Origin of the sequence: Bacillus paramycoides (assembly GCF_001884235.1) — a bacterium.
Lineage (GTDB): Bacteria > Bacillota > Bacilli > Bacillales > Bacillaceae_G > Bacillus_A > Bacillus_A paramycoides.
The window spans coordinates 23351-49613 of the sequence record NZ_MAOI01000020.1 but is presented as its reverse complement, the minus strand read 5'-3'; the positions used below and the strand labels follow the sequence as shown (position 1 = coordinate 49613).

Below are 26263 nucleotides of genomic sequence, written 5' to 3'. Positions count from 1 at the left end.
AGTATCACTCCTTTATGCTTCGCGTTTCTTTTCGCCCGCGGTGTAATTCAATTTTCACCTTTGCTAACGAGAGACCGATCATGTCTGCTATTTCCTTATAGGAGAATCCGTAGTAATCTCGTAGTAGTAACACATTTCGTCTTTCGAGCGGAAGAGAGGATAAACTTTGTAACCAACTAGTAATCTCATGTTTTACGAAATATGCATGCTCTGTACTTGGCACGTTTGGTAAATGGAATTCTTCAACTGTAGTTGTTTTATATTTCTTTTCTTTTCGGTGCCAATCGATAAAGGCGTTATAGGCGATTGTAAACCACCACGGCCTAATTTCTTCTCCTTTATAATAGTCAATGTGGACGAGCATTCGGTAAAATGTTTCCTGCATGAGATCTTCTGCACAGTAGAAATCTCCGGTTAGGGAGAGAAGATAGCGAAATAAATCGTGCATATGTTGTGAGTAAATTTCTTCTAGTGTTTGACTTTGTTTCACTACATTTCCCTCCCTTCATAAATAACAACGAAATACATATAAAAAAGTTACAGTTTTTTATGGAATTATAGTAAAAAACGTCAAGAATTGGATAGAGTTCTCTTTTATCATAATACATATAAGGCGGGTGAACAGAGATGGAAAGCTATGAAACACAAATTCAAAGGTCAATTGATTATATTGAAGAAGATGTAATGGAAAAACAAACGCTGCGTAATTTAGCTCGTATTGCAGGTTTTTCTGAATCGCATTTTCATCGTGTATTCCAGGCGTTAGTAGGTGATACAGTAATGGAGTATGTTCGGAAGAGGAGGTTAGCCCGGGCAGCTTATCAACTTTCTCATACGGATGAAAAAGTTATTGATATCGCATTTGAGCATGGCTTTCAATCTCATGAAACGTTCACGAGAGCCTTTAAAAAATTATTTCAAATGACACCAAGTGAGTATCGAAAACAAGAAATTGAAACGCCGATGTATTATAGAGTCAATGTAAAACAACGAAAATTAAATCCATATTTAGGAGGCATACAAATGGAATATCGTATTGTAAATAAACCGGAATTTTTAGTTGCTGGATATGAATTGAAGACAACGAGTAAAGAAGGGAAAAATCATCAAGATATCCCGGTCTTTTGGCAGGAATATTTACAAAAGGATCTTGGAACAACGATTCCGAATCGTAAAGATACGAGCCAATGGGTAGAGCTTGGACTATGTACAGATTTTAATTTAGAAACAGGGGACTTCACATATATTATCGGAATGGAAGTTACAGATTTTGAGAATGTACCGAGTACAATTGCACAGCGTACTTTCCCGGCCGCAACATATGCAGTATTTACAACACCGAAAGTTCCTCATGAAGAAATGGTATCTTCTATCCATCAAACGTGGAATGCAGTATTCTCAGAATGGTTCCCGCATTCAGGATATGAACATTGCGGAGTTACAGAGTTTGAACTATACGATGAGCGTTGCCACGAAGATAAGAGTGAGTTTGCTCAAGTAGAGCTTTGGATACCGGTGAAGAAGAAATAATAGGAGAAGAGCGAATCATTGAGAGATGGTTCGCTTTTTTATTGTGTGGGAGAAGGCTACTATTGATAGTTTTTGTCGATAAATCGATATATCTTGAGAATCGCTGATACATTTAGAGTTACGGTCAATATATTCGGAAAATCGCCGATATAATTTCACATACCAACATACCGCTCTGAAAAAAGAAAATATAAAAAGGCACTATATAGCGCCTTTCCTACGAATGAAACGGAAACACAAGAATAATCGCCGTTCCTTTCCCAAGTTCACTATCAATGGAAATCGTTCCGTTATGGGCATGAACGAGTTGCTTTGTAATGGCTAGGCCAAGCCCGGTTCCTATGTTGCTTTCTTCTGTATTTGTTCCTCTGTAATATCTTTCGAATAAAAGTTCTTTCGTTTTATCATCCATTCCTTTTCCGTTATCTGAAATAGATAGTGTAAATGAATTTGCATTTTGCGAAAGTTTTACGATTACGTTTGTCGTTTCATTATTATGTTTTACAGCGTTTGCTAATAAGTTTTCGATAATACGCTGGAACCATTTTTCCTCAATAAAATATTGGATTTTGCTTGAACTTGGCACAAATTCAATGTTTTGATTTTGTAGTGTCGGGTTATTAATAAATTGTAATAAAACTTTTTGGACGAACTGATTAATTTCAACATTTACGTGTTGCGCAGGAAGAGTATCATTTTTTAGTTGATACGTTAAGCTTAAGTCGTCAATTAATGTAGTCATATATTGAGATTTTTCTTTCATTACATGACCAAATTGTTGAATGTCTTGATCAGTCCAATTGTATTGCTTCGATTCTAGTAATAATGCATAGCCGTATATAGAGCTAAGCGGTGTTTTTAAATCATGCGTCAAACCAGTAATCCATTCTTCACGTGTTTGTTGCAGTACTTTTCTCATTGCATCGTTCTTTTTCAAAGTAATAGAAAGATGCTCTAGTGAGTTTGTAACATCTTTAAATAGGCGGAACGACCATTTTTCTTTACCGGACCGCCTGAATCGAACAGGTTTCCCTTTTTTATTAACAGGCTCTTCGTACTTTCCACCAGCGATGTTTTTAAGCCAGCGCATCGCATGTAATAGCGGTTTTCCAAACTTATTTCCGTACCAAATAGATAGAATGACTAAATAAACAAAGACGATAAGAAGGATTAATCCGCATCCGATTAGAAACTTTTTAGTAAATACATCCTCAATTTCGTCATCTGGGTAGTAGTGCTCATTTTTTGTTGTTACGACGAGAAGATGACCGCTATTTGCGTCGTAACAGCTCGACGTGTTTTCTGTATGATTCCACGGTTCTTTTTCGTTAAGGGCAGTCTTAATTGCTGAAAATGCCTTTTTTTCTTCAGTTGGATAGGAAAATAATTCCTCGCCATCTTTATTAAATATTTGAAGTGTTGCTTTTTCTTTAGAAAGTAACTGTGTTTCTTGATCTGTTAATGCGAACGAATCCATTGTTAAAGAAGGATGCCCCTTTTGAATGGTTTTCAGTAATGTATTGCTTTTTAACATACCACCGTAAATAACAAGTACTTTCTTTTCTTCTAATTCAATTTCCCAATATGTAAATTTGTAATTACTCTCCATATGATGTTGTACATATGCAAGTAAAGATGTTTTCGTATAAGAATTCGGGACATCATTTGGTGTATTAAAGTGGTAGAGGACCTTTCCATTTTCATCTACTACTTGGAGCCAGTCGCTTTTTTCCTTTATTAGGTCTTGTACTTCAGTTTTTAACGAAATATCGCCATCTTTTGAAGAGATGTATCTGGAAATTGTAAAACTATCAGAATCTGGAATATTAGGTTCGTATGAAGTGCTAGAAACAAGAAAAATTAAATAAGTGAAAGCAGCGACTACAGCAATAAGTAATGTAACTAAAACAAATACGTGTTGAAGTATAAATTGAATAATAAGTCTTTTATTTAAATTCATATGACCAACCTACTTTGTAATGAACTTATAGCCAAGTCCACGAACTGTTTTAATGTATTCTGGTTTACTTGGATCTTGCTCAATTTTTTCGCGTAGTTTTCGAATGTGGACCATAACGGTATTATCATCGCCATTATAGGCAGGCGCTCCCCAAACTTTTTCATATATTTCTTCTTTCGAAAATACGTAGTTCGGATTCTCACAAAAGAAGAGTAGTAGTTGAAAGAGTTGAGCGGAGCATTCGACAATGCTACCATCTACTGTTAGTTCCGCAGAATGTTGATCGATTTCAAACCTCCCAAATGAAATGGAGGGTGTTTTTTGTTCTTGTATGCTTTGTTTCATATGTCTTCTAAGTTGAGCTTTCATACGAGCCACTACTTCTAGCGGATTAAATGGCTTCGTAATGTAATCATCCGCACCGTATGAAAATCCAGATATTTTATCTAAATCAGATGTTTTCGCTGTTAGGAAGAAGATAGGACAATCTGTCTTTTGGCGAATGATAGGACAAATATCGAAGCCGGACTGTCCAGGAAGCATTACATCTAAAATAATTAAATCATATTCATTTTGTTCAATGAGAGATAAAGCTATTTCCGCAGATGTTACAGTTGTAATATGAGAAAACCCTTCTTTTTCAAGAATGGTAGTTAGTAATTGTAAAATTGCTGTTTCATCATCAACGAGTAAAATGTTTGCATGATACATATGAATCCCTCCTAATTTTCTCGAATATCATATCATCTTTTTGTAACTTATGGAATTTTTAAGGAAATTTTAAGGTTTTCTTTCACAAAAAATTAAGATTCAAATGATATGATAAAAGTAACATAGGGAGGAGATGAGTGTGAATCCGTTTCAAACGATGCGAGCTAGATATTTTTTAATTGTATTTGCACTATTAATTTTGGTAGCACGAAGTAGTAATGAATTGCTAGAAAGTACATTTCATATACAGAATTCTTCTTTTATAAGTATTCTTATATTTTATATCCTTCCGATAATGTGGCTCTTTTATGAGTATAGAAAGCACCGTGTTTCATTTGTACACTTTATTAATAAAAACGAAGCATTTAACCTGATGCAAGTTTTGTATATCGCGATTATGCTATGTGTTTTTAGTTACGGCTATCTTATTTTGTACATGTACAGCTTTGCATGGATTACACCAGATTTTATTATGAATGCACTACATGAACCAATTATAGATAGTACAGGGGGATATTTATACCAAGTTATTATGGTTGTATTTATTGCACCTATTATTGGTGAATTTGTTTTTCGAGGATTTTTACTTCAGCGTTTTGCAGCAAAATGGGGAACTGGTATAGCGATGGTCGTTGTAGCACTTTTATTTGCTTGTTTACATATTGATTTCCTCGGTGCAGTCGTGTTTAGCATCGTACTATCAATCGTATATATTCGTACGAAAAGCTTACTCATGCCAATTGTTATTCATATGTTAAACAATGCGTTTGTGCTCAGTGCTTCTTTTCTAGTAAGCAGAGAAAAGATAATGAGTTTTGCAGATTTTTCGAGCTATACGACATTCTTCCCAGGACTAATTATTTTTATAGCGGGATTGAATTTAGTACTCATCTTTTTATTTGTTAATCGCAAATATTGGAGTAAAGAAGTTCCGGCTATATATGCGGAGAAGGCAAGAAGTTTTTCAAACGTAGTGGGAGATAAATAAGATGAAGCAGACGTTTGAGAAAATATTGAAGGAAATGTAAAAGCTTTTGTGAAGAGATCCTGTAGTAGATACAATCTTCTTCCAGGAGTCTTATTTTAGGGACATTAATAATAGTCAATTTTATTGTAGAAGAAATGATGAAGCGCATCTTCAAACAGTATGTGAAAAATGAAGAGAAGTATGTTAGGGTTCATAAAATTTTTTGAAAAGTAATGGGGGCTTTCATTTTGTTTTATTTTATGAAAACTAAAGCATCATTAATTCGAAATTTGAAAGGGATGTATAAAATTATATGAATGAAATGATATCGTCAAATAAGTTTTTTTATTTGATTCTACTTAGTTTAGTGCTGATTACGACAGTAAATGTTGTTCTTCGCTGGGAGGAAGCTTACTTTTTCATGTATTTAGCGCTCCATTTATTAGGAATTTTATGTATAAGTGGTGGAATAGTTGCTCAGAAAAAGCAAGAAGAAAGTATTAACTACATGTGTGTGACCGGTCTTATTTTACTTTTAGCTGTACAAGGTATTATGAAATATAGTTCTTTTTCTTTGCAAGATTTTAGTTTATTAATAGATGTGCTTCCTTAAGGAGGATAATTATCTATGTTATCGAAGAAGCAAATAGGATATATATTTGTTTTAGTCGATTTTATTACGATTATTATAACGACGCTATTTTTCCAAGACTATGAATATGTACGTTATGTAAAAGGTGCTGGTTTGTAAGTGCGTTTCTTATACCAGATTATGAACCGAAGAAAGTGTCTAAAAATAGGTGAAACTCTTCTTGTAATAGAAGAGTTTTTTTATGTAAATAGAAGGAGCTAGAACAATTCTAACGATTAGCTTGTTCTAATTTAGAAAGTACGAACTTACAATAATAATAGACAGGCAGCATAGAGGAGGGAATAACGTGAGGAAAGTTATTAGGTGGTCGCTTTTTTTGTACGTTGGTTTTGCGCTATTTATATACTGGTATTTATTTGGATGGAATCATGAAATTATTCCGGACATGTATAAAGGAACGAGTGCAGATCCACAAACATTTATGAATGCAAGAGAGCTTACGCTAAGCCAAGATTATTCGCGCGTGAAAAATTTACTTTTCTTTTTAGCAACACCTCTTGAATGGATTATTTTACTGTTTGTGCTCGTGCTCGGTATTTCAAGACGATTTGAGAAATGGTCGAAGGAAACGACTAAAATAAGCGTCTTGCAAGTCGCGATTTATTTCTTTTATTTATCGTTACTTACAACAGTACTATCATTACCAGTACAATGGATCGGGCGTAAAGTATCTGTTGATTACGGAATTTCAACGCAAAGTACACAAAGCTGGATAAAAGATCATGTCATCGATTTTTGGGTGAATTATGCTACGATGTTACTCATTGTTTCTGTTCTTTTATGGCTCATCCGTAAATTCCCGAAGAGATGGTGGTTAGCAGGATGGGCACTCTCTGTACCGTTTACAATCTTTTTAACATTCATACAGCCTGTTATTATTGATCCACTTTATAACGACTTCTCGACGCTGAAAAATAAAGAATTGGAAACGAAAATTTTAGCTATAGCAGACAAAGCAGACATTCCAGCTAAACACGTATATGAAGTAAATATGTCGGAAAAAACGAATGCGTTAAATGCATATGTAACAGGAATTGGCCCTAATGCTCGCATTGTAATGTGGGATACAACACTTCAGCAATTAAAAGATAAAGAGATTTTATTTATAATGGCCCATGAAATGGGACATTATGTGATGAAACATATATATTGGGGCGTTGCGAGTTATGTCTTGATATCGTTTATAGGTATGTATTTAATTAGTCGTATTTTAAATATGTGTATTCGAAAATGGGGAGATACATTGCAAATTTCAAAATTGGCGTGTTTCTCAATTTTACCTTTATTTTTCTTAATTTCTTCTATATTATCTTTTGCGGTAAGCCCTGCATCAAATTACGTATCTCGTATAGAAGAACGAGCGGCAGATCAATACGCTTTAGACATGACGAAAGATGGTAAATCAGGGGTGAAAACTTTTCAATACTTATCAAAAACAAGTTTAAGCCAAGTAAATCCGCCGGCATTAGTGAAGTTTTTCTTATACACGCATCCGCCGATTTTTGAAAGAATTCATACGTTTGAACAATATGGGAAACAAAGCAAAAAGAAGTAGCGATTATGCTACTTCTTTTTTATAGAAATATAAGTTTGATATTGGGAATATTTATCATTGCTTTTTATTGTGATTTTGTAAATAATAAGCTATAAAATTCTAAAAATCTGTATATAAAGGACTAAAGGTGGAAATATGTATTTTTTACAAAATTTAAAAGTGAAGTATAAATTATTCTCGCTTATCTCATTAGCCGTTTTGGGCATGGTAATTATGAGCTGTGTAGCAATTAATTCTATTAATAAGATTAAGCAGGATACAGAGGTTGTAGTAGATGATTATCAATATTCTGCAATTTTATTAGAAGGAATGCTTCGTACACAAAATTCTTTAGAATATAACTTACTAGAATTAATTACAGTGTCACAAAATGAGGGGGCGAATAAAGAAGGAATTATTGGTAATATTGAAAAGGATCTTAAAAAATATGATTCTTTATTAAAAGAATATGATGATGGCTTCGATTTAAGTAAGCAAGAGGATGAGCTGTTCCAAAAGATGAAGAAGTCTTTACCAAGTTATATGGATACATATAAAAAGTTGTTTGAAAAAGCGAAGGTAACAAACGAATCTCAAATGGTAAACGAATTTCAAAAGGAATTAAAACCAAAGGGAGTAGAGCTAGCTGGTTATGCTGTAGATTTAGAAGCGTATGTTTCAAATTTAGCTGACCAAGTATTTAAAGATTCTCAAAAAATGATAGATCGATCCATTATTGCTTTTATAATTCTTGTAGTAGTTATCACAATCGTTATATGTATAGTAAGTTATATTATTAGCAAGCTTATAGTTGCTCCTTTACAAACAGTTAGTCGTATGATGGAAAGAGCGAAAGAAGGAGATTTAACTGTATATGGTGATTATAATGCTAAAGATGAATTAGGTGTATTAGTAAGTGATTTTAACGAGATGATTGCAGGGTTAAGAGCAAATATGCAAGAAGTAGAAAGTAATATTCAGCTTTTATTCCAACATGCAGATGGAGTAGTATCTGCATCAGAAGTATCTAGCAGTGCGGCAAAGAAAATCACTATAGATATTGAAGAAGTTGCAAATGGGGCAGAGAGCCAAAAACAAGCAATGGAACAAACGGCAGGTGCAATGGAAGAATTGACACAAGGAATGCAAAATATAGTGAATACATCCTCCTCTGTAAATGAATTATCTGCACAATCAGCATTAGACGCAGAGAGTGGCAATAAGTTAATGAAACAAATGATTCAACAAATGGATACAATTCAAGTTTCAGTATATAGTGGTGTTAAGCAAGTAGAGGCTATGAAGGAACAATCAGAAGAAATTGTCAAAATCATTGATGTTATGCAAGGTATTACATCTCAAATTAATTTATTAGCATTAAACGCCGCAATTGAGGCTGCACGTGCTGGGGAAAGTGGAAGAGGGTTTGCAATTGTAGCGGATGAAGTACGAAAATTAGCAGAACAATCTAGTGATTCTGCAAAACAAATTGAGAAGCTTATTACTCAAGTTATGGGAACAACGAATCATACGGTAGACATGATGGGAAAAGTAGATAATGAGGTACAAGCAGGTACACAAGTAGTAATGCACACAGAAAAAGTATTTGGAAAAATCACAGAAAAAGTGCAACAAGTATCTGAACAAATTCAAACGGTATCTATGTCTACAGATGAAATTGCAGCGAGTAGTGAGGAGATTTCTGCTTCTGCAGAAGAAATGACTCGAATTTCTCAAAGATCATCTGATCGAACTGATAGGGTAAAAGAGTCTATTCAACAACAAGAAAAATCTGTTCAAGAAATCTCGGTTTCAATTGAACATCTGCACAGCGTAGCAGGGGGATTAAAACAGATTGTTTCCCAATTTACTCTTCAAAAGTAGTAATGTATTTAAGTATATATATTGGTGAAACTCCTCTCAATAAATAATAAAAGATCATCCTTTGTAAGAAAAAAAGGATGATTTTTTCATGGGATTTTTTTATAGTTCCTACCTTTGACATTCTCTTTTTTTACAGTTTTTTAATTGTAATATATAATAATATGTAATGTTTTTAGAATTTTTAGTTTATAAAAAGCGATTGGAGGAGGAGAAGGTTGTTTAATAAAAAATCAATGCCGGCTATAAAAATGATTCTTTCGATGTCTATTTTCGGATCGATTGGATTTTTTTCAGTACAAACAGGTTTACCTTCCTTTGAATTAGTGTTTATTCGCTGTATTTGTGCGACTTTATTTTTAACATTATGTTGGTTCGTAACGGGGCAATATAAAAGTGAGAAATGGAACAAAAAAGAAATTATACAAATATTAGCTTGTGGTGTATTTCTCGTTTTTAACTGGGTATTTTTATTTAAAGCATTTGAAGTAATGTCGATTACAATTGCGATTTCTGTCTATCATCTTGCCCCAATCATCGTATTAATGATTGGCAGTATCGTATTTAAAGAGAGGCTAACAGTATTTGCGGTTATGTCGATCGTTATTTGTTTTATCGGCACAGTTTTAGTAGCTGGTGTAGATGGGAATGTATCGTTAGAAAAGTTAATGTCATCTGGAATGGTGTGGGCACTTCTTGCAGCGTTATTTTATGCTTTTACAACGTTGCTAGGAAAAGGAATTAAGCATACGAGTGCATATGCGATGACATTTTTACAAACATTTTTAGGCATATTTTTATTATTACCATTTATAGATTTCGGGGCGTTTCAAGGACTATCACAAACTAACTGGACAATGATTCTCGCAACAGGACTTATACATACAGGGTTCGTGTATTACTTATTTTTTGACAGTTTAAGAGAGTTACCGACGAGACTTATTTCTGTATTAGTATTTTTAGATCCTGGCGTCGCAATTTTATTAGATACCGTCTTTACTGGATTCAAACCGACTAGTATGCAAATTGTAGGGATTGTTCTTATATTTGTAGGAATGGCATTTACTTTCCGAAAGCCGCGAGAAGAAAGTGTGAAAGTGTACTCAGAAGCATGATTTATTTTGATAATTGAATAAGATTATAAGATTTTGGAGTTTTCGATATAATCAAAAAGAGGTAAAAAAAGAAAAAGGTGGATGACTAAGATGAGGAAGATTAAGCGGAACTTTTAAAAAATTAACGTTATAATTATATTAATATATTATTTTTTTGGAAAAAGTGCGAAAATCTCGCGCTTTTTTTCTTGTTTTAAATCGTTAATTAGTATATTTATTCGATTGTTCCTGATTTTCTTTATGGAAAATAAAGGTAGAAAATAGGGTGTGTAAAGTTACTTTTTATAAGAAAAATATACGTTTTAGTAACTTTATTATTAATGAAGTGTAAAGGAAAGTATGTAAAGTATAGTTCATAGATTAGACAAATATTATATAGATAAGTGTATTGTTACTTTTTCGTGAATTCTTTATATTAGAAAAAAATATGTTTTTTTAGGGAGAGAATACAGTGAAGAAAAAGATTTTAAAAGTAGCAACAGCTTTAACAATTATGGGTGGAATTGGATTAAGTGCAGAAGGTACTACAGCAAATGCTGAAGTAGCTGTGAAACAACAACAAGCTTCATCTGTTACATTTAAAGATGTACCGAAAGGGCATTGGTCTTATGAAGCAATCCAAAATCTAGCAGATTGGGGAATCATTGCTGGTTATGGAGATGGAAGATTCGGTTTTGGTGATAATGTAACACGCGAGCAAGTAGCGGCGTTAATTTACCGTACGATTGATGGGGACCAATACTTTGATGAAGATCATGAGTTTGTAAGTACATATAACGATATCGTTGATGATAACTCAACAATGTTCCCAACTGAAATTTTAGCATTAACAGAACTAGGAATCTTTAAAGGTGATGATAGTGGAAACTTCAGACCAAAAGATACGTTAACACGTGCAGAAATGGCACAAATTTTAACGGAAACATTTGAATTACAAGTAAAAGGTACACCAGGATTTAAAGATGTACCAGCAGGACATTGGGCAGCTAAGGCAATTAATGCAGTAGGTTCAAATGGTATTTCAGCAGGTGACGGTTCAGGTAACTTTGCACCAGGTATGAAAGTAACACGTGAACAATATGCACAGTTCCTATACAAAGCAATTTTAAATGATCAGCAACAATAATTTATAAAAAAGAGCCAGTGTTATACAACACTGGCTCTTTTTTATGTTGAAATCATAATGGATAAACACAGTTTTGTGAAAAAACATTAAATTTTCAAAAAAAACTTCCTTTTCTGAAGATTTGTTATATAATATAAAACATAAAATCAAATCTGTTATAAAACAGTTTAAGAAGGGGATGCTAATATGTCGACGCAAACTTCACGGGTTACACTCGTCGGAGAAATATTACCAGCGTACAACGAAATATTGACACCTGAGGCGCTTAGTTTTTTAAAGGAACTACATGAAAATTTCAATGAACGCCGCACGGAACTTTTGCAAAAACGTGTGGAGAAACAAAAAAGAATTGATGCAGGGGAGTTTCCGAAGTTTTTAGAAGAAACAAAGCATATACGTGAAGGGGATTGGACAATCACCCAGCTTCCGAAAGATTTAGAGGATCGTCGTGTGGAAATTACTGGACCGGTAGATAGAAAGATGGTCATTAACGCTTTGAATTCAGGAGCACATCTTTTTATGGCAGACTTTGAGGATTCGAATTCACCGACTTGGAGAAATGCTGTCGAAGGTCAAATTAACTTACGAGATGCTGCTAAGGGAACGATCTCACATAAAAATGAAAACGGAAAAGAATATCATTTAAATAGTAAAACAGCTGTATTAATTGTGCGTCCGAGAGGGTGGCATTTAGAGGAAAAACATATGCAAGTTGACGGGAAGAACATGTCTGGCAGTTTAGTAGATTTTGGTCTGTACTTTTTCCATAATGCGAAGGAGCTTTTAGCAAAAGGAAGTGGCCCGTACTTTTACTTACCAAAAATGGAAAGTTACTTAGAGGCAAGATTATGGAATGACGTTTTCGTATTTGCTCAAAAGTATATCGGCATTCCGAATGGAACGATTAAAGCGACTGTATTAATAGAAACGATTCACGCTTCATTTGAAATGGATGAAATTTTGTATGAACTAAGAGATCATTCTGCTGGTTTAAACTGCGGACGATGGGATTATATATTTAGTTTCTTAAAAAGCTTCCGTAATCATAATGAATTTTTACTTCCGGATAGAGCGCAAGTCACGATGACAGCGCCATTTATGCGCGCGTATTCTTTGAAAGTTATTCAAACGTGTCATCGTCGTAATGCACCAGCAATCGGAGGGATGGCAGCACAAATCCCAATTAAAAATGATCCGGAGGCAAATGAAGCAGCTTTTGAAAAAGTGCGTGCTGATAAGGAGCGCGAAGCTTTAGATGGTCATGATGGGACTTGGGTTGCCCACCCGGGACTTGTACCGGTAGCGATGGAAGTATTTAATTACATTATGAAAACGCCAAATCAAATTTTTAGAAAACGTGAAGAAATACGTATAACAGAAAAGGACTTATTAGAAGTGCCGGTGGGAACGATTACAGAAGAGGGCCTTCGCATGAATATTAGTGTAGGTATTCAATACATTGCATCTTGGTTAAGTGAACGGGGAGCAGCTCCAATTTATAACTTAATGGAAGATGCGGCAACAGCGGAGATTTCAAGAGCACAAGTATGGCAGTGGATTCGCCATGAGGGTGGAAAGCTAAATGATGGCCGTAATATTACTTTTAAATTGATGGAAGAATTGAAAGAAGAAGAATTAGCGAAAATAGAAAGAGAGATTGGTAAGGAAGTGTTTCAGAAAGGGAGATTTGAAGAGGCAACAAAGCTGTTTACAAACCTTGTTCGTAACGATGAGTTCGTACCGTTTTTAACATTACCGGGTTATGAAATTTTATAAAAAAAAGAAAAGGGGATGGAACATATGAAAAACGAAAGAATCGAGAAATTACAGGAAAGCTGGGAGTTAGATGAGCGCTGGAAAGGGATCGTGCGCCCGTATTCAGCTGAAGATGTAATTCGTCTGCGCGGATCGATTGATATTGAACATACGTTAGCATGCCGCGGTGCAGAGAAGCTTTGGCAATCACTTCATACAGAAGATTATATTAATGCACTTGGGGCATTAACAGGAAACCAAGCAATGCAACAAGTGAAGGCTGGATTGAAAGCAATTTATTTAAGCGGTTGGCAAGTAGCGGCAGATGCGAACCTTTCTGGACATATGTACCCAGACCAAAGCTTATATCCAGCGAACAGTGTACCAGCTGTTGTAAAACGAATTAACCAAACACTTCAACGTGCTGATCAAATTCAGCATATGGAAGGAAGCGGTGATACAGATTATTTCGTACCAATTGTGGCTGATGCAGAAGCGGGATTTGGCGGACAATTAAACGTATTTGAGTTAATGAAAGGTATGATTGAAGCGGGTGCATCAGGCGTGCATTTTGAAGACCAATTATCTTCAGAGAAAAAATGCGGACATCTAGGCGGTAAAGTACTATTACCGACGCAAACGGCGGTTCGTAATTTAATCTCGGCACGTCTTGCAGCGGATGTAATGGGGGCACCGACAATTATCGTCGCAAGAACAGATGCAGATGCGGCAGATTTAATTACGAGCGATATCGATCCTGTTGATCAAGAGTTTATTACAGGGGAAAGAACGCCAGAAGGATTTTATCGTACGAAAGCAGGACTTGATCAAGCGATCGCGCGTGGTTTAGCGTATGCACCGTATGCAGATCTCGTTTGGTGTGAAACGTCTGAGCCGAATTTAGAAGATGCAAAACGATTTGCGGACGCAATTCATAAGAAATATCCAGGGAAGCTACTCGCTTACAACTGTTCTCCTTCATTTAACTGGAAACAAAAACTAGATGAAAAAACAATCGCGAGCTTCCAAAAAGAAATCGCATCATACGGTTATAAATTCCAATTTGTAACGCTTGCTGGATTCCATGCATTAAACTACGGCATGTTTGAATTAGCGCGCGGTTATAAAGAGCGTGGTATGGCAGCCTACTCTGAATTACAGCAAGCAGAGTTCGCAGCAGAAAAACACGGTTACTCTGCAACGCGCCATCAACGCGAAGTTGGAACAGGTTACTTTGATGAAGTAGCACAAGTCATTACAGGCGGTACTTCATCAACGACAGCTCTAAAAGGATCTACGGAAGAAGCACAGTTTACGAAATGAAAATAGAAGTAGGTGCCGATTATAGGCACCTATTTCTATTTAAAATATCCAATCTAATATAGTGAATATGCCAGTAATAGCAGAAAAAAGAAGGAATGCGAATAATGCTAGACAGCCCCATTCAAATAGTTTGTCTTTCCATGTTTCTTCATAATCATCAATTAGTTCTTCTACCACTTTTTTCTGCAATGGTTGTAAAGGATGTTCGGTGTATAATCCTGTAATAATGTCGTGATCTCCTTTGAATTTTAAAGCACGTAGAATATGATAAGGATCGTTTCCCATCGATTTTTCAAATTGTCGACATGCTTCATGCATAACATCGGTTTTGTCTTTTTCAAGATACCAATATCGTCCGGCCATTTCTGGGTATTGCAATGTATAGTAAATATCCCCGAGTCTTTTTCGAAAACTTAACTCATTAGGATAAGTAGCGATTAATCCGTGTAATCGATCTCTTGCTTTTCCCAGATTTTTATTTTCAATATCGTTTTCGATTTTCTTTAATGTTTTTTTAGGAACTTTGTATGTCATGTATTCCTCCATATTGAAATTGGCATGGTTCTATTTTATAAGAAATACTAAAATTTTGAAATTTTATTTTCAAAAAAGCTTGTACATTTTATTTTAAGTATGCTATGATAATTTCAGTTGAATAGTTAAATTAAGCAATCCATATATTATCAAGTGCCGAAAACGAACGAGAAAAAGTATGTGAGAACTAGTTTATGTTTCGTGTTTGATAATGTGTGGATTCTTTTTTTATACAGGAAGACTAAAAAAATTGTATTTTCTTAGGAGGAAATAATCATGGCAGTAACAGGACAAGTAAAATGGTTTAACAACGAAAAAGGCTTCGGTTTCATCGAAGTTCCAGGCGAAAACGATGTATTCGTACATTTCTCTGCAATCGAAACTGAAGGTTTCAAATCTTTAGAAGAAGGTCAAAAAGTTAGCTTCGAAATCGAAGAAGGTAACCGTGGACCTCAAGCTAAAAACGTAATCAAACTATAATTTTATAGTTTATGATGGAAAAAAGGATGGCTTATGCCATCCTTTTTTTATTGAGATATATGTACGTGACTATTGTATTGGTAATAAAGGCGAACCTTCTGGTGAATAAAGGAAGGGGGATATGTATGATTGAAAAGCATAAAAATAAAGTTATACTTGATGTTTATCGTGGTAATGAAGAAAGTTTGCAGAGCACGATTGAAGAGATAAAGGCGTATTCGAAAACTTATGAAAATGATAAAGTGACGGTAATTGATTTGAAGAAACCACACTCTAATTTTTTAGATGAAGAACAATATATAATCATATTACAAGTTGAAAGAGACACAGAGAATCTCGGAAGAAAATATGAATATGAAGAAGAAAAAATAGTAGGTTTTTTTGAGGATGAAGAAGAGTGAAGGAAATGGTAATCGGTATGTAAAAAGGCTTTCCATAAAGGAAGGCCTTTTAGTGTTCTTTTACAGCTCTTTTCTTTTCAAGTTTCTTACATTCAGGGCATTTAGATTTAAGAAAAGGTTTCGCAAAGAGCAGCAATATAAAAAATAAACCAAATATAATACTAGCTGAATTTTTTACGATAACAATGCTGCTATTTTTCATTTGGATCGTTGGATGATTGTGTTTTTCTTCCATGAGAAACCTCCGCATATCGAATTTATACTTCAATTATAGCAAAAAGAACTACTGTGATTATATGAAAAAAGGAATGTATTGCATATTACAAATGGCATGAATTCTTTTTTTTTTACATATAGAATCCTCTTTTTATATAGGTTGTTTCGTTATTATCTGTATATTATTATTAATTAATTTATAGTGTATTTGATAAATTATAAGTATTTGTAAAGAATTTTAGAATGTAAACCATTTCCTTTTTACAGATGCTACAATTATTTATGCAGCTGCTACTATAAATGGAAAATGAAAAAGGAGACAGTAGACTATGGAAAGTAAAGTAGAGCGTTATGTCGAAAACTATGTTGTAAGCAAAAATACGATGGCCTTACTTCCTGTTGTTCTAAGTGAAAAAAAGGTTGTTACGCGAATTGTTGAAATGGAAGATTCTTTTTTCGTATTTCAAAAGCCACTTGATATTATAGAAAGAAGTTGTCGGAAACATGGTTCTAGTTTTTTTGGTAGAAAAGAAGGAACGAAAGAGTTAACTCGTATTACACATAAAGCTCCTATCGCAATTAGCCCGACAGATCAACTTTATTTTTTCCCTACGTATTCTTATTCTAGAAAAGAGTGTGCGTGGTTGTCTCATTTTCATATTGAAAGTAATAAAGAGCTAAAGGATGGAAATCTAATTATTAGATTTATTAATGGTTTTGCTGTGAAATTAGAAATATCAAAAAGTAGTTTTGAAAATCAGCAAAATCGTACAGCGAAATTGCGAACAGAGTATGAAGATCGTAAGAAAAAACAAGGAAATCCTTGCTTTAAAGAGATTGATAAAAGGGATGAATCAACATTAAGGCCAGCTTATGAGAAAGTGTATTTTGTTAGGGAAGAGGAGGTGTAAAAGGAAAGGGATGGGGGGACTCATCCTTTTTTGATTTCCTTATATATTCCATTTAATTACCGAATTATTAGTTCTCTAATAATTTTAAATGGTGTAAAATTACAATATAAAGGTTATTTTCCTATATATAATTAATGTAGTGTGATTGTATATCATTTTATATTCCAGGCATACATGATAGTTCTTTCCTTATAAATTTCGAATGCTACCTATTCAGAGTACAGTATTAATACTATCTTTCTTATATTTATTAATACTTATCGTGATTGATAGTATACGCTTGCTAAAAAAGTTTTTTGTAAGAACTAGCCAGTAGAAATAACCTTACGCGTAGTAAGGTTATTTTTTTGGAACATACGGATTATCACTTTCTATATATTCTTCTTTTTCATAATCTGTGCGTGGTGTCTAAATTATCTTCATATCCTGTCGAATATTGAAAGATTATTATAGTTTAATAAGGAAGGAATTCTAACGAAAGATATGGAAACTTTATAATTACATCTCCATATGTCATATCTACCATTTCCTCTTTCCTATAAGCAATGATACAGTAGAGGGAGTAATTAGAGTAAAGGGGTAAAGTGTAGAATGGATTTTCAGACAATCAAAGAGTATTTTTCACCAGAAAATATGGATCATATTGTTGAAAGTTATAAAGCGTTCGGACCACTTCTTGGTATTGGTTTACCGATGATAGAGGCGCTCATTCCAGCATTGCCACTCATTGTGTTTGTATTGGCGAATGCTGTTGCATTTGGCTTTTGGTATGGATTTCTTTATTCATGGCTTGGATCAGTAATAGGAGCGTTACTTGTATTTTTCATTATCCGCCGCTTTGGAAGAAGTCGTTTTTTCTCTTTTGTAAATAAACATGAGAGAGTACGAAAAGCAATGGGGTGGATTGAAAGGAAAGGGTTCGCACCAATTTTCGTCATATTTTGTTTTCCATTTACACCGTCTGCGCTTATTAATGTTGTAGCTGGTTTATCACGTATTAGTGTGAAACAGTTTGGACTAGCATTAGCATTCGGAAAGCTTGTTATGATCTTTATTTTAACTTATATCGGTCATGATTTAACTTCGTTTATTCATAATCCGGTGAAATCAATTATCGTTGGGATTGTTATTTTTATTTTATGGTATGTCGGTAAAAAAATTGAAGTGAAATTAGAACTACATTAAGAATAGTCTTCTTGTAAAGGCAAGCTTCATTATTAAAGGGCGAGGGGAGAAGCGAATGAAGAAAACTTTGAAAAAAGAAGGCCTAGAGTGGATGAGAACAATCTTAATAGGTGTACTATTAGCTGTATTTTTTCGAACGTTTTTCTTTTCAACGTACGTTGTAGAGGGGAAGTCTATGATGCCGACATTGCAAGATGGCAATATGCTTGTTGTGAATAAGGTGAGTTATCAAGTAGGGGACTTGAATCGATTTGATGTTGTCGTTTTTCATGCGAATAAAAAAGAGGACTATGTGAAGCGAATTATCGGTTTGCCTGGTGATCATATTGAATATAAGCATGATAAATTATATATAAACGGACAATTTGTGGATGAACCTTATTTAGAGACATATAAAAAGCAAGTGAATGGACGACAACTAACAGGTGATTTTAAATTAGAAGAATTAACGAATGAAAAATTTGTGCCACCCGGATATATTTTTGTAATCGGTGATAATCGTCTTGGTAGCTGGGATAGTAGGTATTTTGGTTTTGTGAAAGCTGATACAGTTGTCGGGAAAGTTGATTTACGATATTGGCCAATTCACGAGGTACAAACGAATTTTTCGAAAGGTTGATATAATAAATAGAAGTATAGAAGAAGACAAACAGCTCAGTTTGTCTTTTTTCGTGTCCTATAATACAATTATGATAGCAAACTAACGTTCGTTATGTAAGTGAAAGGTGGGGTTACATGTCACTTCGATTTGTGATTGGTAGAGCTGGAAGTGGAAAAAGTGCACTTTGTTTACGTGAAGTGCAAGAAGAGTTAAAACAGCGTCCACGAGGGAAAACAATATTATATCTTGTGCCAGAACAGATGACATTCCAAACGCAGCAGGCGTTAATTGGGAGCGAGGATGTAAGAGGTTCTATTCGGGCACAAGTTTTTAGTTTTTCGCGATTAGCGTGGAAGGTGCTACAAGAAGTGGGCGGAGCAAGTCGTCTTCATATTGATGAAGCTGGTGTGCATATGTTACTTCGTAAAATTGTAGAATCCCGTAAAGATGGACTATCTGTGTTTCAAAAAGCAGCAGAGCAAAACGGTTTCTTTGAACACCTTGGTAGTATGATTGCGGAGTTTAAACGTTATAATGTGACGCCGTCTAACGTATATGAAATGTGGCAACAATTAGATGCGCACAGCAGTAGTGCAGAGCAAAAGTTGCTCGCGAATAAAGTGTATGATTTACAGTTATTATATGATGACTTTGAACGTGCTTTAATTGGAAGATATTTAGATTCAGAAGACTACTTACAATTATTGGTTGAGAAGCTTCCGGACTCTGAGTATGTAAAAGACGCGGAAATTTATATAGATGGATTCCATTCATTTTCTCCTCAAGAGCTAGAAATTGTTAGAGGGTTAATGAGATTAGGAACTAGAGTAACAATAACATTAACGCTGGATGAAAAAACGCTAGCACAGCCAGTGAATGAACTGGATTTATTTTATGAAACGACGTTAACGTATGAAAAAATAAAACAAGTAGCGCGTGAAGAGAAAATGGAAATTGAAAAAACGATTCCACTTATGGAACAGCAGCGTTTTCATTCGCCAGCATTAGCGCATTTAGAAACTCATTATGAAGCGCGTCCAAATGAAAAGTTTCACGGAGAGGCGAGTGTAACGATTAGTACAGCGGCTAATTTACGAGCTGAAGTAGAAGGCGTTGCTCGTGAAATTCGAAGACTTGTGGCGGATGAAGATTATCGTTACCGAGATATCGCAGTACTTCTTCGTAACGGAGAAAGTTATTACGATGTAATGCGAACTTTATTTATGGATTATAATATCCCGCATTTCATTGATGAAAAACGCCCGATGTCACATCATCCGCTAGTAGAATGCATTCGTTCTGCTTTAGAGATCATTAGCGGGAATTGGCGCTATGATGCGGTGTTTCGCTGCATAAAAACAGAGCTTTTATATCCATTAGACGTAAGAAAAGAAGCGATGCGTGAAGAGATGGATGAATTTGAAAACTACTGTTTAGCGTACGGTATACAAGGAAAGAGATGGACTTCTGAAGATCCGTGGATGTATCGACGTTATCGTTCACTTGATGATGCAAGCGGAATGATAACAGATAGTGAGCGTGAAATGGAAGAGAAAATTAATCGCCTTCGTGACATTGTAAGAACGCCAGTTATTCGTATGCAAAAAAGACTGAAGCGTGCTGGAACAGTTATGCAAATGTGCGAAGCAGTATACTTATTTTTAGAGGAGCTTGACGTTCCGAAAAAGTTAGAAGAGTTACGTATTCGTGCAGAAGAAAGCGGAGATTTCTTATTTGCGACAGACCACGAGCAAGTGTGGGAAGAGGTGATGAGTCTTCTTGATACGTTCGTTGAGATGCTTGGCGAGGAGAAGATGTCCCTTTCTATGTTTACTGATGTCATGACGACAGGTCTTGAGGCGCTTCAATTCGCGAACATTCCCCCGTCACTAGACCAAGTGTTAATTGCTAATATTGATCGTTCTAGATTATCAAATGTTAAAGCGACATTCGTTATTGGCGTAAATGAAGGAGTGATTCCAGCAGCACCTATGGATGAAGGTATGCTTTCTGATGAAGAAAGAGATGTTCTTACCGCTGCGGGTATCGAATTAGCACCAACAACGAGACAAACATTATTAGAAGAACAGTTCGTTATGTACCAAATGGTGACGAGAGCGTCTGAGAAATTATATATATCTTGTCCGCTTGCGGATGAAGAAGGCAAGACGTTACTTGCTTCTAGCTTTATTAAGAAAATAAAAAGAATATTCCCTGATGTGAAAGAGGCGTTTATAACAAATGATGTAAATGACTTATCACGTTCGGAACAAATCTCATACGTAGCCACGCCAGAAGTAACGTTGTCTTACGTAATGCAGCAACTGCAAACGTGGAAGCGCTACGGATTTGAAGGCAATTTAGATTTTTGGTGGGACGTATATAACTTCTACGTTACTTCAGATGATTGGAAGCAAAAAAGTAGCCGTGTGTTATCAAGCTTATTCTATCGAAATCGTGCACAGAAATTGAGTACAGATGTAAGTAGAGATTTATATGGAGATACAATTAAGGGAAGCGTCTCTCGTATGGAGCTATTTAATCGTTGTGCGTACGCTCATTTCGCACAGCACGGTTTATCGCTAAGAGAGCGTGATATTTTCAAACTTGATGCACCAGATATTGGTGAACTATTCCATGCGGCGCTGAAGAGAATTGCAGACAAGCTATTACGTGAAAATCGTACTTGGGCGGATTTATCAATAAAAGAGTGCGAGCACCTTTCTGCTTTAGTAATAGAAGAAATTGCACCGTTATTACAAAGACAAATTTTATTAAGTTCGAATCGTCATTTTTATTTAAAACAAAAACTACAACAAATCATTTTCCGTACGTCACTTATTCTTCGTGAACATGCGAAGTCGAGTGGATTTGTACCAGTTGATTTAGAAGTTCCATTCGGTATGGGTGGTACTGGATCACTTCCGCCAATGGAATTCGCATTGCCAAATGGTGTGAAGATGGAAGTAGTTGGCCGTATTGACCGTGTTGATAAGGCGGAAGATGAGAGTGGTACGTTCCTTCGTATTATTGACTATAAATCAAGTTCAAAGGCGTTAGACTTAACAGAAGTGTATTACGGATTAGCACTTCAAATGTTAACGTATTTGGATGTTGTTACTTCAAATGCACATACGTGGATGAAAAAGGGTGGTACTGCATCACCTGCGGGCGTATTGTATTTCCATATTCATAACCCGATCGTTGAGATGAAAGGCGATGCATCTGAAGAAGAAATTGAAAAAGAAATTTTAAAGAAATTTAAAATGAAAGGACTTGTACTAGGAGATGCTGACGTTGTTCGTTTAATGGATAATAAACTTTCAACAGGAAGCTCTGATATTATTTCTGCTGGTCTGAAAAAAGACGGTAGTTTTAGTGCACGTTCTAGCATTGCAAGTGAGCAAGAGTTTAACGTACTTCAAAAATATGTACACCACACGTTTGAAAATATCGGTAAGGACATTACAGAAGGTGTTATTGATATTGCTCCGTACAAAATGGGGAATAAAGCGGCATGTACATTCTGTAACTTCAAGTCTGTTTGTCAATTTGATGAATCACTTGAAGATAATCAATTCCGTACGTTAAAAGATATGAAAGATAGCGAAGCGATGGAGAAAATAAGAGAGGAGGTCGGCGAAGAATGATAGAAAATTGGCCTAAAAAACCAGAGGGTAGTCAATGGACAGATGACCAGTGGAAAGCGGTTGTAGCGAATGGACGTGATATTTTAGTTGCAGCAGCAGCTGGATCAGGGAAAACAGCGGTATTAGTTGAACGTATTATTAAAAAGATTATTAACGAAGAAAATCCGGTAGATGTCGACCGCCTGCTCGTTGTAACGTTTACGAATGCAGCGGCGCAAGAAATGAAAAACCGAGTTGGGGAAGCGTTAGAAAAAGTATTGATTGATGAGCCAAGCTCACAGCACATAAGAAAACAGCTTAGCTTATTAAATAAAGCTTCCATTTCGACAATTCACTCCTTTTGTTTACAAGTCATTAGAGGATATTATTACATGCTTGATGTCGATCCTCGTTTTCGTATTGCGAATCAAACAGAAAATGAGTTATTAAAAGAAGAAGTGCTAGATGACATATTAGAAGAAGAGTATGGAATCGAAGATAATCATATCTTCTTTGAACTCGTTGATCGTTATACGAGCGACCGTAGTGACGATGACTTACAACGAATGATTTTAGCACTTCATACAGAATCAAGAGCGCATCCAAACCCAGAGAAGTGGCTTGATAAATTAGTAGAAGCATACGACGTTGAAGGAAAGACGATTGAAGATTTAGTGTACGCTTCTTACTTATTAGAAGATGTGAAATTCCAGCTTGAAACGGCGGAAGAGCATATTCGTAAAGCGACAGAACTAGCAATGCTTCCTGACGGTCCAGCACCTCGCACTGAAACTTTACAAGCAGATTTAGCTTTACTTGGAACGTTATCAGGCGCAGCTCGCGAGTCGTGGACAAGCGTTTATGAAGCGATGCAAAATGTATCGTGGCAAACGTTAAAGCGTATTAAGAAAAGTGATTATAATGAAGATGTTGTAAAACAAGTAGATTCTCTTCGTAATAAAGCGAAAGATGAAGTGAAGAAATTACAAGAAGAACTATTTAGCCGCAGACCAGAAAGTTTCTTACGAGATTTTCAAGATATGCATCCTGTATTAGAAAAGCTTGTTCAGCTCGTAAAAGTATTTACAGGTCGTTTCCAAGCGATAAAACGAGATAAAGGAATGGTCGATTTCACAGATTTAGAGCATTTCTGTTTACAAATTTTAAGTGAGCAAAATGAAGATGGTGAAATGCGTCCTTCAGCAGTAGCACTTCAATATCGTAATAAATTTGCTGAAGTATTAGTCGATGAATATCAAGATACGAACTTTGTGCAAGAATCGATTATTAAATTCGTAACGAAAGATTCTGAGAGTGAAGGAAACTTATTTATGGTTGGTGACGTAAAACAGTCAATCTATCGTTTCCGACTAGCAGAGCCAGGCCTATTCCTAGGGAAATATAAACGTTTTACATCAGAAGGATTAGACGGCGGAATGAAGATTGATTTAGCGAAAAACTTCCGTAGTCGTCATGAAGTGTTAGCTGGTACGAACTTTATCTTCAAACAAATTATGGGCGAAGAAGTTGGGGAAATCGATTACGACGCTGATGCTGAATTAAAGCTAGGTGCTAGCTATCCAGAAGGTGAGGATGTAGCGGCTGAACTATTATGCATCCAGCAAACTGAAGAAGAAGTAATAGATGGAGAAGAAGGTGCAGAAGTAGAAAAAGCGCAGCTTGAAGCTCGTCTTATTGCGCAGCGTATTAAAGCGATGGTCGATTCAGGTTATGAAGTGTATGATCGTAAAAATAATAGTATGCGCCCAGTACAATACCGTGATTTCGTTATTTTACTTCGCTCAATGCCATGGGCCCCGCAAATCATGGAAGAGTTAAAGTTACAAGGAATTCCGGTATATGCTGACCTTGCGACTGGTTACTTTGAAGCGACAGAAGTAAATATTATGATGAACGTATTCCGCGTTATTGATAATCCGATGCAAGATATTCCGCTTGCAGCTATACTTCGTTCGCCAATTGTTGGACTAAATGATGAAGAACTTGCGACGCTTCGTGCTCATGGAAAGAAAGGCTCGTTTTATGAAGTGATGAGTTCATTCTTAAAAGGAGCACCACTTGAAGAAGAGAAAGAACTACATGATAAATTAGAATGGTTCTATAATTTACTGCAAGGATGGCGTGAATTTGCACGCCAACAATCTCTTTCCGATTTAATTTGGAAAGTGTACGGTGAGACAGGTTATTATGATTTCGTTGGAGGTTTACCAGCTGGAAAGCAACGACAGGCGAACTTGCGAGTACTATATGACCGCGCAAGACAATATGAAGCAACATCGTTTAGGGGGTTATTCCGTTTCTTACGTTTTATAGAGCGTATTTTAGAACGCGGTGATGATATGGGAACGGCGAGAGCTCTCGGCGAACAAGAAGATGTTGTACGAATTATGACGATTCATAAAAGTAAAGGGCTAGAGTTCCCAGTCGTATTTGTAGCTGGACTCGGTCGTCGTTTTAATACACAAGACTTAATGAAGCGCTTCTTACTTCATAAAGATTTCGGTTTCGGTTCACAATTTATCGATCCTCGTAAACGAATTAAATATACGACATTATCGCAACTTGCAATTAAGCGTAAAATGAAAATGGAATTAATTGCGGAAGAAATGCGCGTACTATACGTAGCTTTAACCCGTGCGAAAGAGAAGCTAATTTTAATTGGAACGGTTAAAGATGCCAATAAAGAAATGGAAAAATGGCTTGATGCACGGGAACATGGAGAATGGTTATTACCAGACCACATACGTGCTGGAGCGTCATGTTATTTAGATTGGATTGCCCCTTCACTATACAGGCACCGTGATAGTGAAATGCTTCTTGAGTTAGGGCAAGGAAGCATTCCGGGTGAAATTTATGAATATGACACTAGCTGGAAAGTAGAATTTGTTGAAGGAAAAGATTTACTTGCACCAGAACCAGTTCAAGAAGAGAAACAAGAATTGTTAGAAGCACTTCGTGAGAAAAAGGCTGTTCCGTTAGAAAGTGAACGGAAAGAAGAAGTGTACGACAGATTAATGTGGGAGTACGGATACGAGGAAGCAACATCTCACCGTGCGAAACAATCTGTAACAGAAATAAAGCGAAATTATCAATCTGAAGAAGGCAGCGATAATGCCTTTATTAAAAAACTTCGTGCCCCAATTAAAACACGTCCGCGCTTTATGGAGAAAAAAGGATTAACGTATGCCGAGCGAGGAACAGCAGTCCATGCCGTTATGCAACACGTAGATTTGAAGAAACCGATTACGATTGAAGTTCTTCAGGAACAAATTGCAGGAATGGTAAATAAAGAATTATTAACATTCGAACAAGCTGAAGAAATAGCAATCGAAAAAGTGATTTCATTCTTTGAGAGCAATCTTGGTAAAAGGGTATTAGCAGCAAAAAGTGTTGAACGTGAAGTACCATTTACGATGATGCTTTCAGCAGAAGAGGCGTATCAAGATTGGCAAGGTAAGAGCGAAGAAACAATACTCGTCCAAGGGGTTATCGACTGCATGATTGAAGAAGAAGATGGAATTACTTTAATCGACTTTAAAACAGATACGATTGAAGGAAAGTTCCCAGGCGGATTTGATCAAGCGAAACCAATCTTAGAAGACCGATACAAAGTGCAGCTTTCACTATATGCAAAAGCGTTAGAAAAAAGCTTGAAATATCCTGTGAAAGAAAAGTGTTTATACTTCTTTGATGGGAATCATCTTGTAAATATTGATGAATAGAGTTTGGAA

General features: G+C 35.7%; 22 protein-coding genes and 2 pseudogenes. 19 read left to right on the top strand and 5 right to left on the bottom strand.

Annotated elements, in window-relative coordinates; genetic code table 11:
• Positions 1–4 precede the first annotated feature (4 nt).
• Positions 5–490, bottom strand: a complete 486-nt coding sequence (locus tag BAU28_RS02875) for an RNA polymerase sigma factor (RefSeq protein ID WP_071717672.1) — start codon at positions 488–490, stop codon at positions 5–7.
• A 137-nt stretch (positions 491–627) separates the two neighbouring features.
• Here BAU28_RS02875 and BAU28_RS02870 point away from each other — a divergent pair, with 137 nt between their 5' ends.
• Complete coding sequence (locus tag BAU28_RS02870) at positions 628–1530, top strand: AraC family transcriptional regulator (protein ID WP_002170763.1); 903 nt, start codon at positions 628–630, stop codon at positions 1528–1530.
• 217 nt (positions 1531–1747) lie between these two features.
• Here BAU28_RS02870 and BAU28_RS02865 read toward each other — a convergent pair whose 3' ends face one another.
• Together BAU28_RS02865 and BAU28_RS02860 are read right to left on the bottom strand one after the other, a co-directional pair.
• Positions 1748–3490 (bottom strand): sensor histidine kinase, encoded by a 1743-nt coding sequence (locus tag BAU28_RS02865; protein ID WP_071717671.1) that lies wholly within the window; start codon positions 3488–3490, stop codon positions 1748–1750.
• Between the two features lie 9 nt (positions 3491–3499).
• A complete protein-coding gene (locus tag BAU28_RS02860; RefSeq protein ID WP_071717670.1) occupies positions 3500–4201 on the bottom strand; it encodes a response regulator transcription factor in 702 nt (233 codons plus the stop codon).
• A 139-nt stretch (positions 4202–4340) separates the two neighbouring features.
• On the opposite strand from BAU28_RS02860, the gene BAU28_RS02855 reads away from it, so the two are divergent.
• The 10 genes and pseudogenes from BAU28_RS02855 (at position 4341) to aceA (ending at position 14554) form a co-directional block, all read left to right on the top strand.
• The gene (locus tag BAU28_RS02855; RefSeq protein WP_071717669.1) at positions 4341–5189 is read left to right on the top strand and encodes a CPBP family intramembrane glutamic endopeptidase; all 849 of its coding nucleotides are present in this window, start codon (positions 4341–4343) and stop codon (positions 5187–5189) included.
• Between the two features lie 89 nt (positions 5190–5278).
• Positions 5279–5485, top strand: a pseudogene (locus tag BAU28_RS31410) (hypothetical protein); the annotation flags it as partial.
• Positions 5482–5781 carry a hypothetical protein gene (locus tag BAU28_RS02850; protein ID WP_071717668.1) on the top strand — a complete coding sequence of 100 codons (300 nt, stop codon included), beginning with the start codon at positions 5482–5484 and terminating at the stop codon, positions 5779–5781. The pseudogene BAU28_RS31410 and the gene BAU28_RS02850, both read left to right, overlap by 4 nt.
• A 15-nt stretch (positions 5782–5796) precedes the next feature.
• Complete coding sequence (locus tag BAU28_RS30310) at positions 5797–5919, top strand: Trifolitoxin immunity domain protein (RefSeq protein ID WP_165615143.1); 123 nt, start codon at positions 5797–5799, stop codon at positions 5917–5919.
• 187 nt (positions 5920–6106) lie between these two features.
• Entirely contained in the window at positions 6107–7375 is a 1269-nt protein-coding gene (locus BAU28_RS02845; RefSeq protein WP_071717667.1) for a M48 family metallopeptidase, read from the top strand.
• A gap of 135 nt (positions 7376–7510) precedes the next feature.
• Positions 7511–9238: a methyl-accepting chemotaxis protein gene (locus BAU28_RS02840; RefSeq protein WP_071717666.1), complete on the top strand. Its 1728-nt coding sequence runs from the start codon at positions 7511–7513 to the stop codon at positions 9236–9238.
• A 215-nt stretch (positions 9239–9453) separates the two neighbouring features.
• Positions 9454–10350 carry a DMT family transporter gene (locus BAU28_RS02835; protein ID WP_071717665.1) on the top strand — a complete coding sequence of 299 codons (897 nt, stop codon included), beginning with the start codon at positions 9454–9456 and terminating at the stop codon, positions 10348–10350.
• 451 nt (positions 10351–10801) lie between these two features.
• Positions 10802–11476 carry an S-layer homology domain-containing protein gene (locus tag BAU28_RS02830; protein ID WP_071717664.1) on the top strand — a complete coding sequence of 225 codons (675 nt, stop codon included), beginning with the start codon at positions 10802–10804 and terminating at the stop codon, positions 11474–11476.
• Positions 11477–11662: 186 nt separating this feature from the next.
• Positions 11663–13252 (top strand): malate synthase A, encoded by a 1590-nt coding sequence (gene aceB / locus BAU28_RS02825; protein WP_071717663.1) that lies wholly within the window; start codon positions 11663–11665, stop codon positions 13250–13252.
• Between the two features lie 24 nt (positions 13253–13276).
• Positions 13277–14554, top strand: a complete 1278-nt coding sequence (aceA, locus tag BAU28_RS02820) for an isocitrate lyase (protein WP_071717662.1) — start codon at positions 13277–13279, stop codon at positions 14552–14554.
• A gap of 39 nt (positions 14555–14593) precedes the next feature.
• Here aceA and BAU28_RS02815 read toward each other — a convergent pair whose 3' ends face one another.
• On the bottom strand, positions 14594–15088 hold the full coding sequence (locus BAU28_RS02815; protein ID WP_071717661.1) for a DUF6584 family protein: 495 nt from the start codon (positions 15086–15088) through the stop codon (positions 14594–14596).
• Positions 15089–15364: 276 nt separating this feature from the next.
• Here BAU28_RS02815 and cspA point away from each other — a divergent pair, with 276 nt between their 5' ends.
• Complete coding sequence (gene cspA, locus BAU28_RS02810) at positions 15365–15568, top strand: RNA chaperone/antiterminator CspA (RefSeq protein WP_000301522.1); 204 nt, start codon at positions 15365–15367, stop codon at positions 15566–15568.
• 125 nt (positions 15569–15693) lie between these two features.
• Positions 15694–15969: a hypothetical protein gene (locus BAU28_RS02805; protein ID WP_071717660.1), complete on the top strand. Its 276-nt coding sequence runs from the start codon at positions 15694–15696 to the stop codon at positions 15967–15969.
• Positions 15970–16018: 49 nt separating this feature from the next.
• On the opposite strand, the gene BAU28_RS02800 is transcribed toward BAU28_RS02805, so the two are convergent.
• The gene (locus BAU28_RS02800) at positions 16019–16204 is read right to left on the bottom strand and encodes a hypothetical protein (protein WP_071717659.1); all 186 of its coding nucleotides are present in this window, start codon (positions 16202–16204) and stop codon (positions 16019–16021) included.
• A 310-nt stretch (positions 16205–16514) separates the two neighbouring features.
• Between BAU28_RS02800 and BAU28_RS02795 the strand changes: the two genes are divergently transcribed.
• The 6 genes and pseudogenes from BAU28_RS02795 (at position 16515) to addA (ending at position 26254) form a co-directional block, all read left to right on the top strand.
• Positions 16515–17096: a competence protein ComK gene (locus BAU28_RS02795; protein WP_002170779.1), complete on the top strand. Its 582-nt coding sequence runs from the start codon at positions 16515–16517 to the stop codon at positions 17094–17096.
• A 184-nt stretch (positions 17097–17280) separates the two neighbouring features.
• Positions 17281–17412: pseudogene (locus tag BAU28_RS31660) on the top strand (DUF4306 domain-containing protein); the annotation flags it as partial.
• Between the two features lie 275 nt (positions 17413–17687).
• On the top strand, positions 17688–18281 hold the full coding sequence (locus BAU28_RS02790) for a TVP38/TMEM64 family protein (protein WP_002170780.1): 594 nt from the start codon (positions 17688–17690) through the stop codon (positions 18279–18281).
• A 55-nt stretch (positions 18282–18336) separates the two neighbouring features.
• Positions 18337–18900, top strand: coding sequence for a signal peptidase I (gene lepB / locus BAU28_RS02785; protein WP_071717658.1), 564 nt, complete (start codon positions 18337–18339; stop codon positions 18898–18900).
• A gap of 116 nt (positions 18901–19016) precedes the next feature.
• Positions 19017–22532, top strand: a complete 3516-nt coding sequence (addB, locus tag BAU28_RS02780) for a helicase-exonuclease AddAB subunit AddB (RefSeq protein WP_071717657.1) — start codon at positions 19017–19019, stop codon at positions 22530–22532.
• Positions 22529–26254 (top strand): helicase-exonuclease AddAB subunit AddA, encoded by a 3726-nt coding sequence (gene addA / locus BAU28_RS02775; RefSeq protein WP_071717656.1) that lies wholly within the window; start codon positions 22529–22531, stop codon positions 26252–26254. Before addB ends, addA begins: the two co-directional genes overlap by 4 nt.
• Positions 26255–26263: the final 9 nt, after the last annotated feature.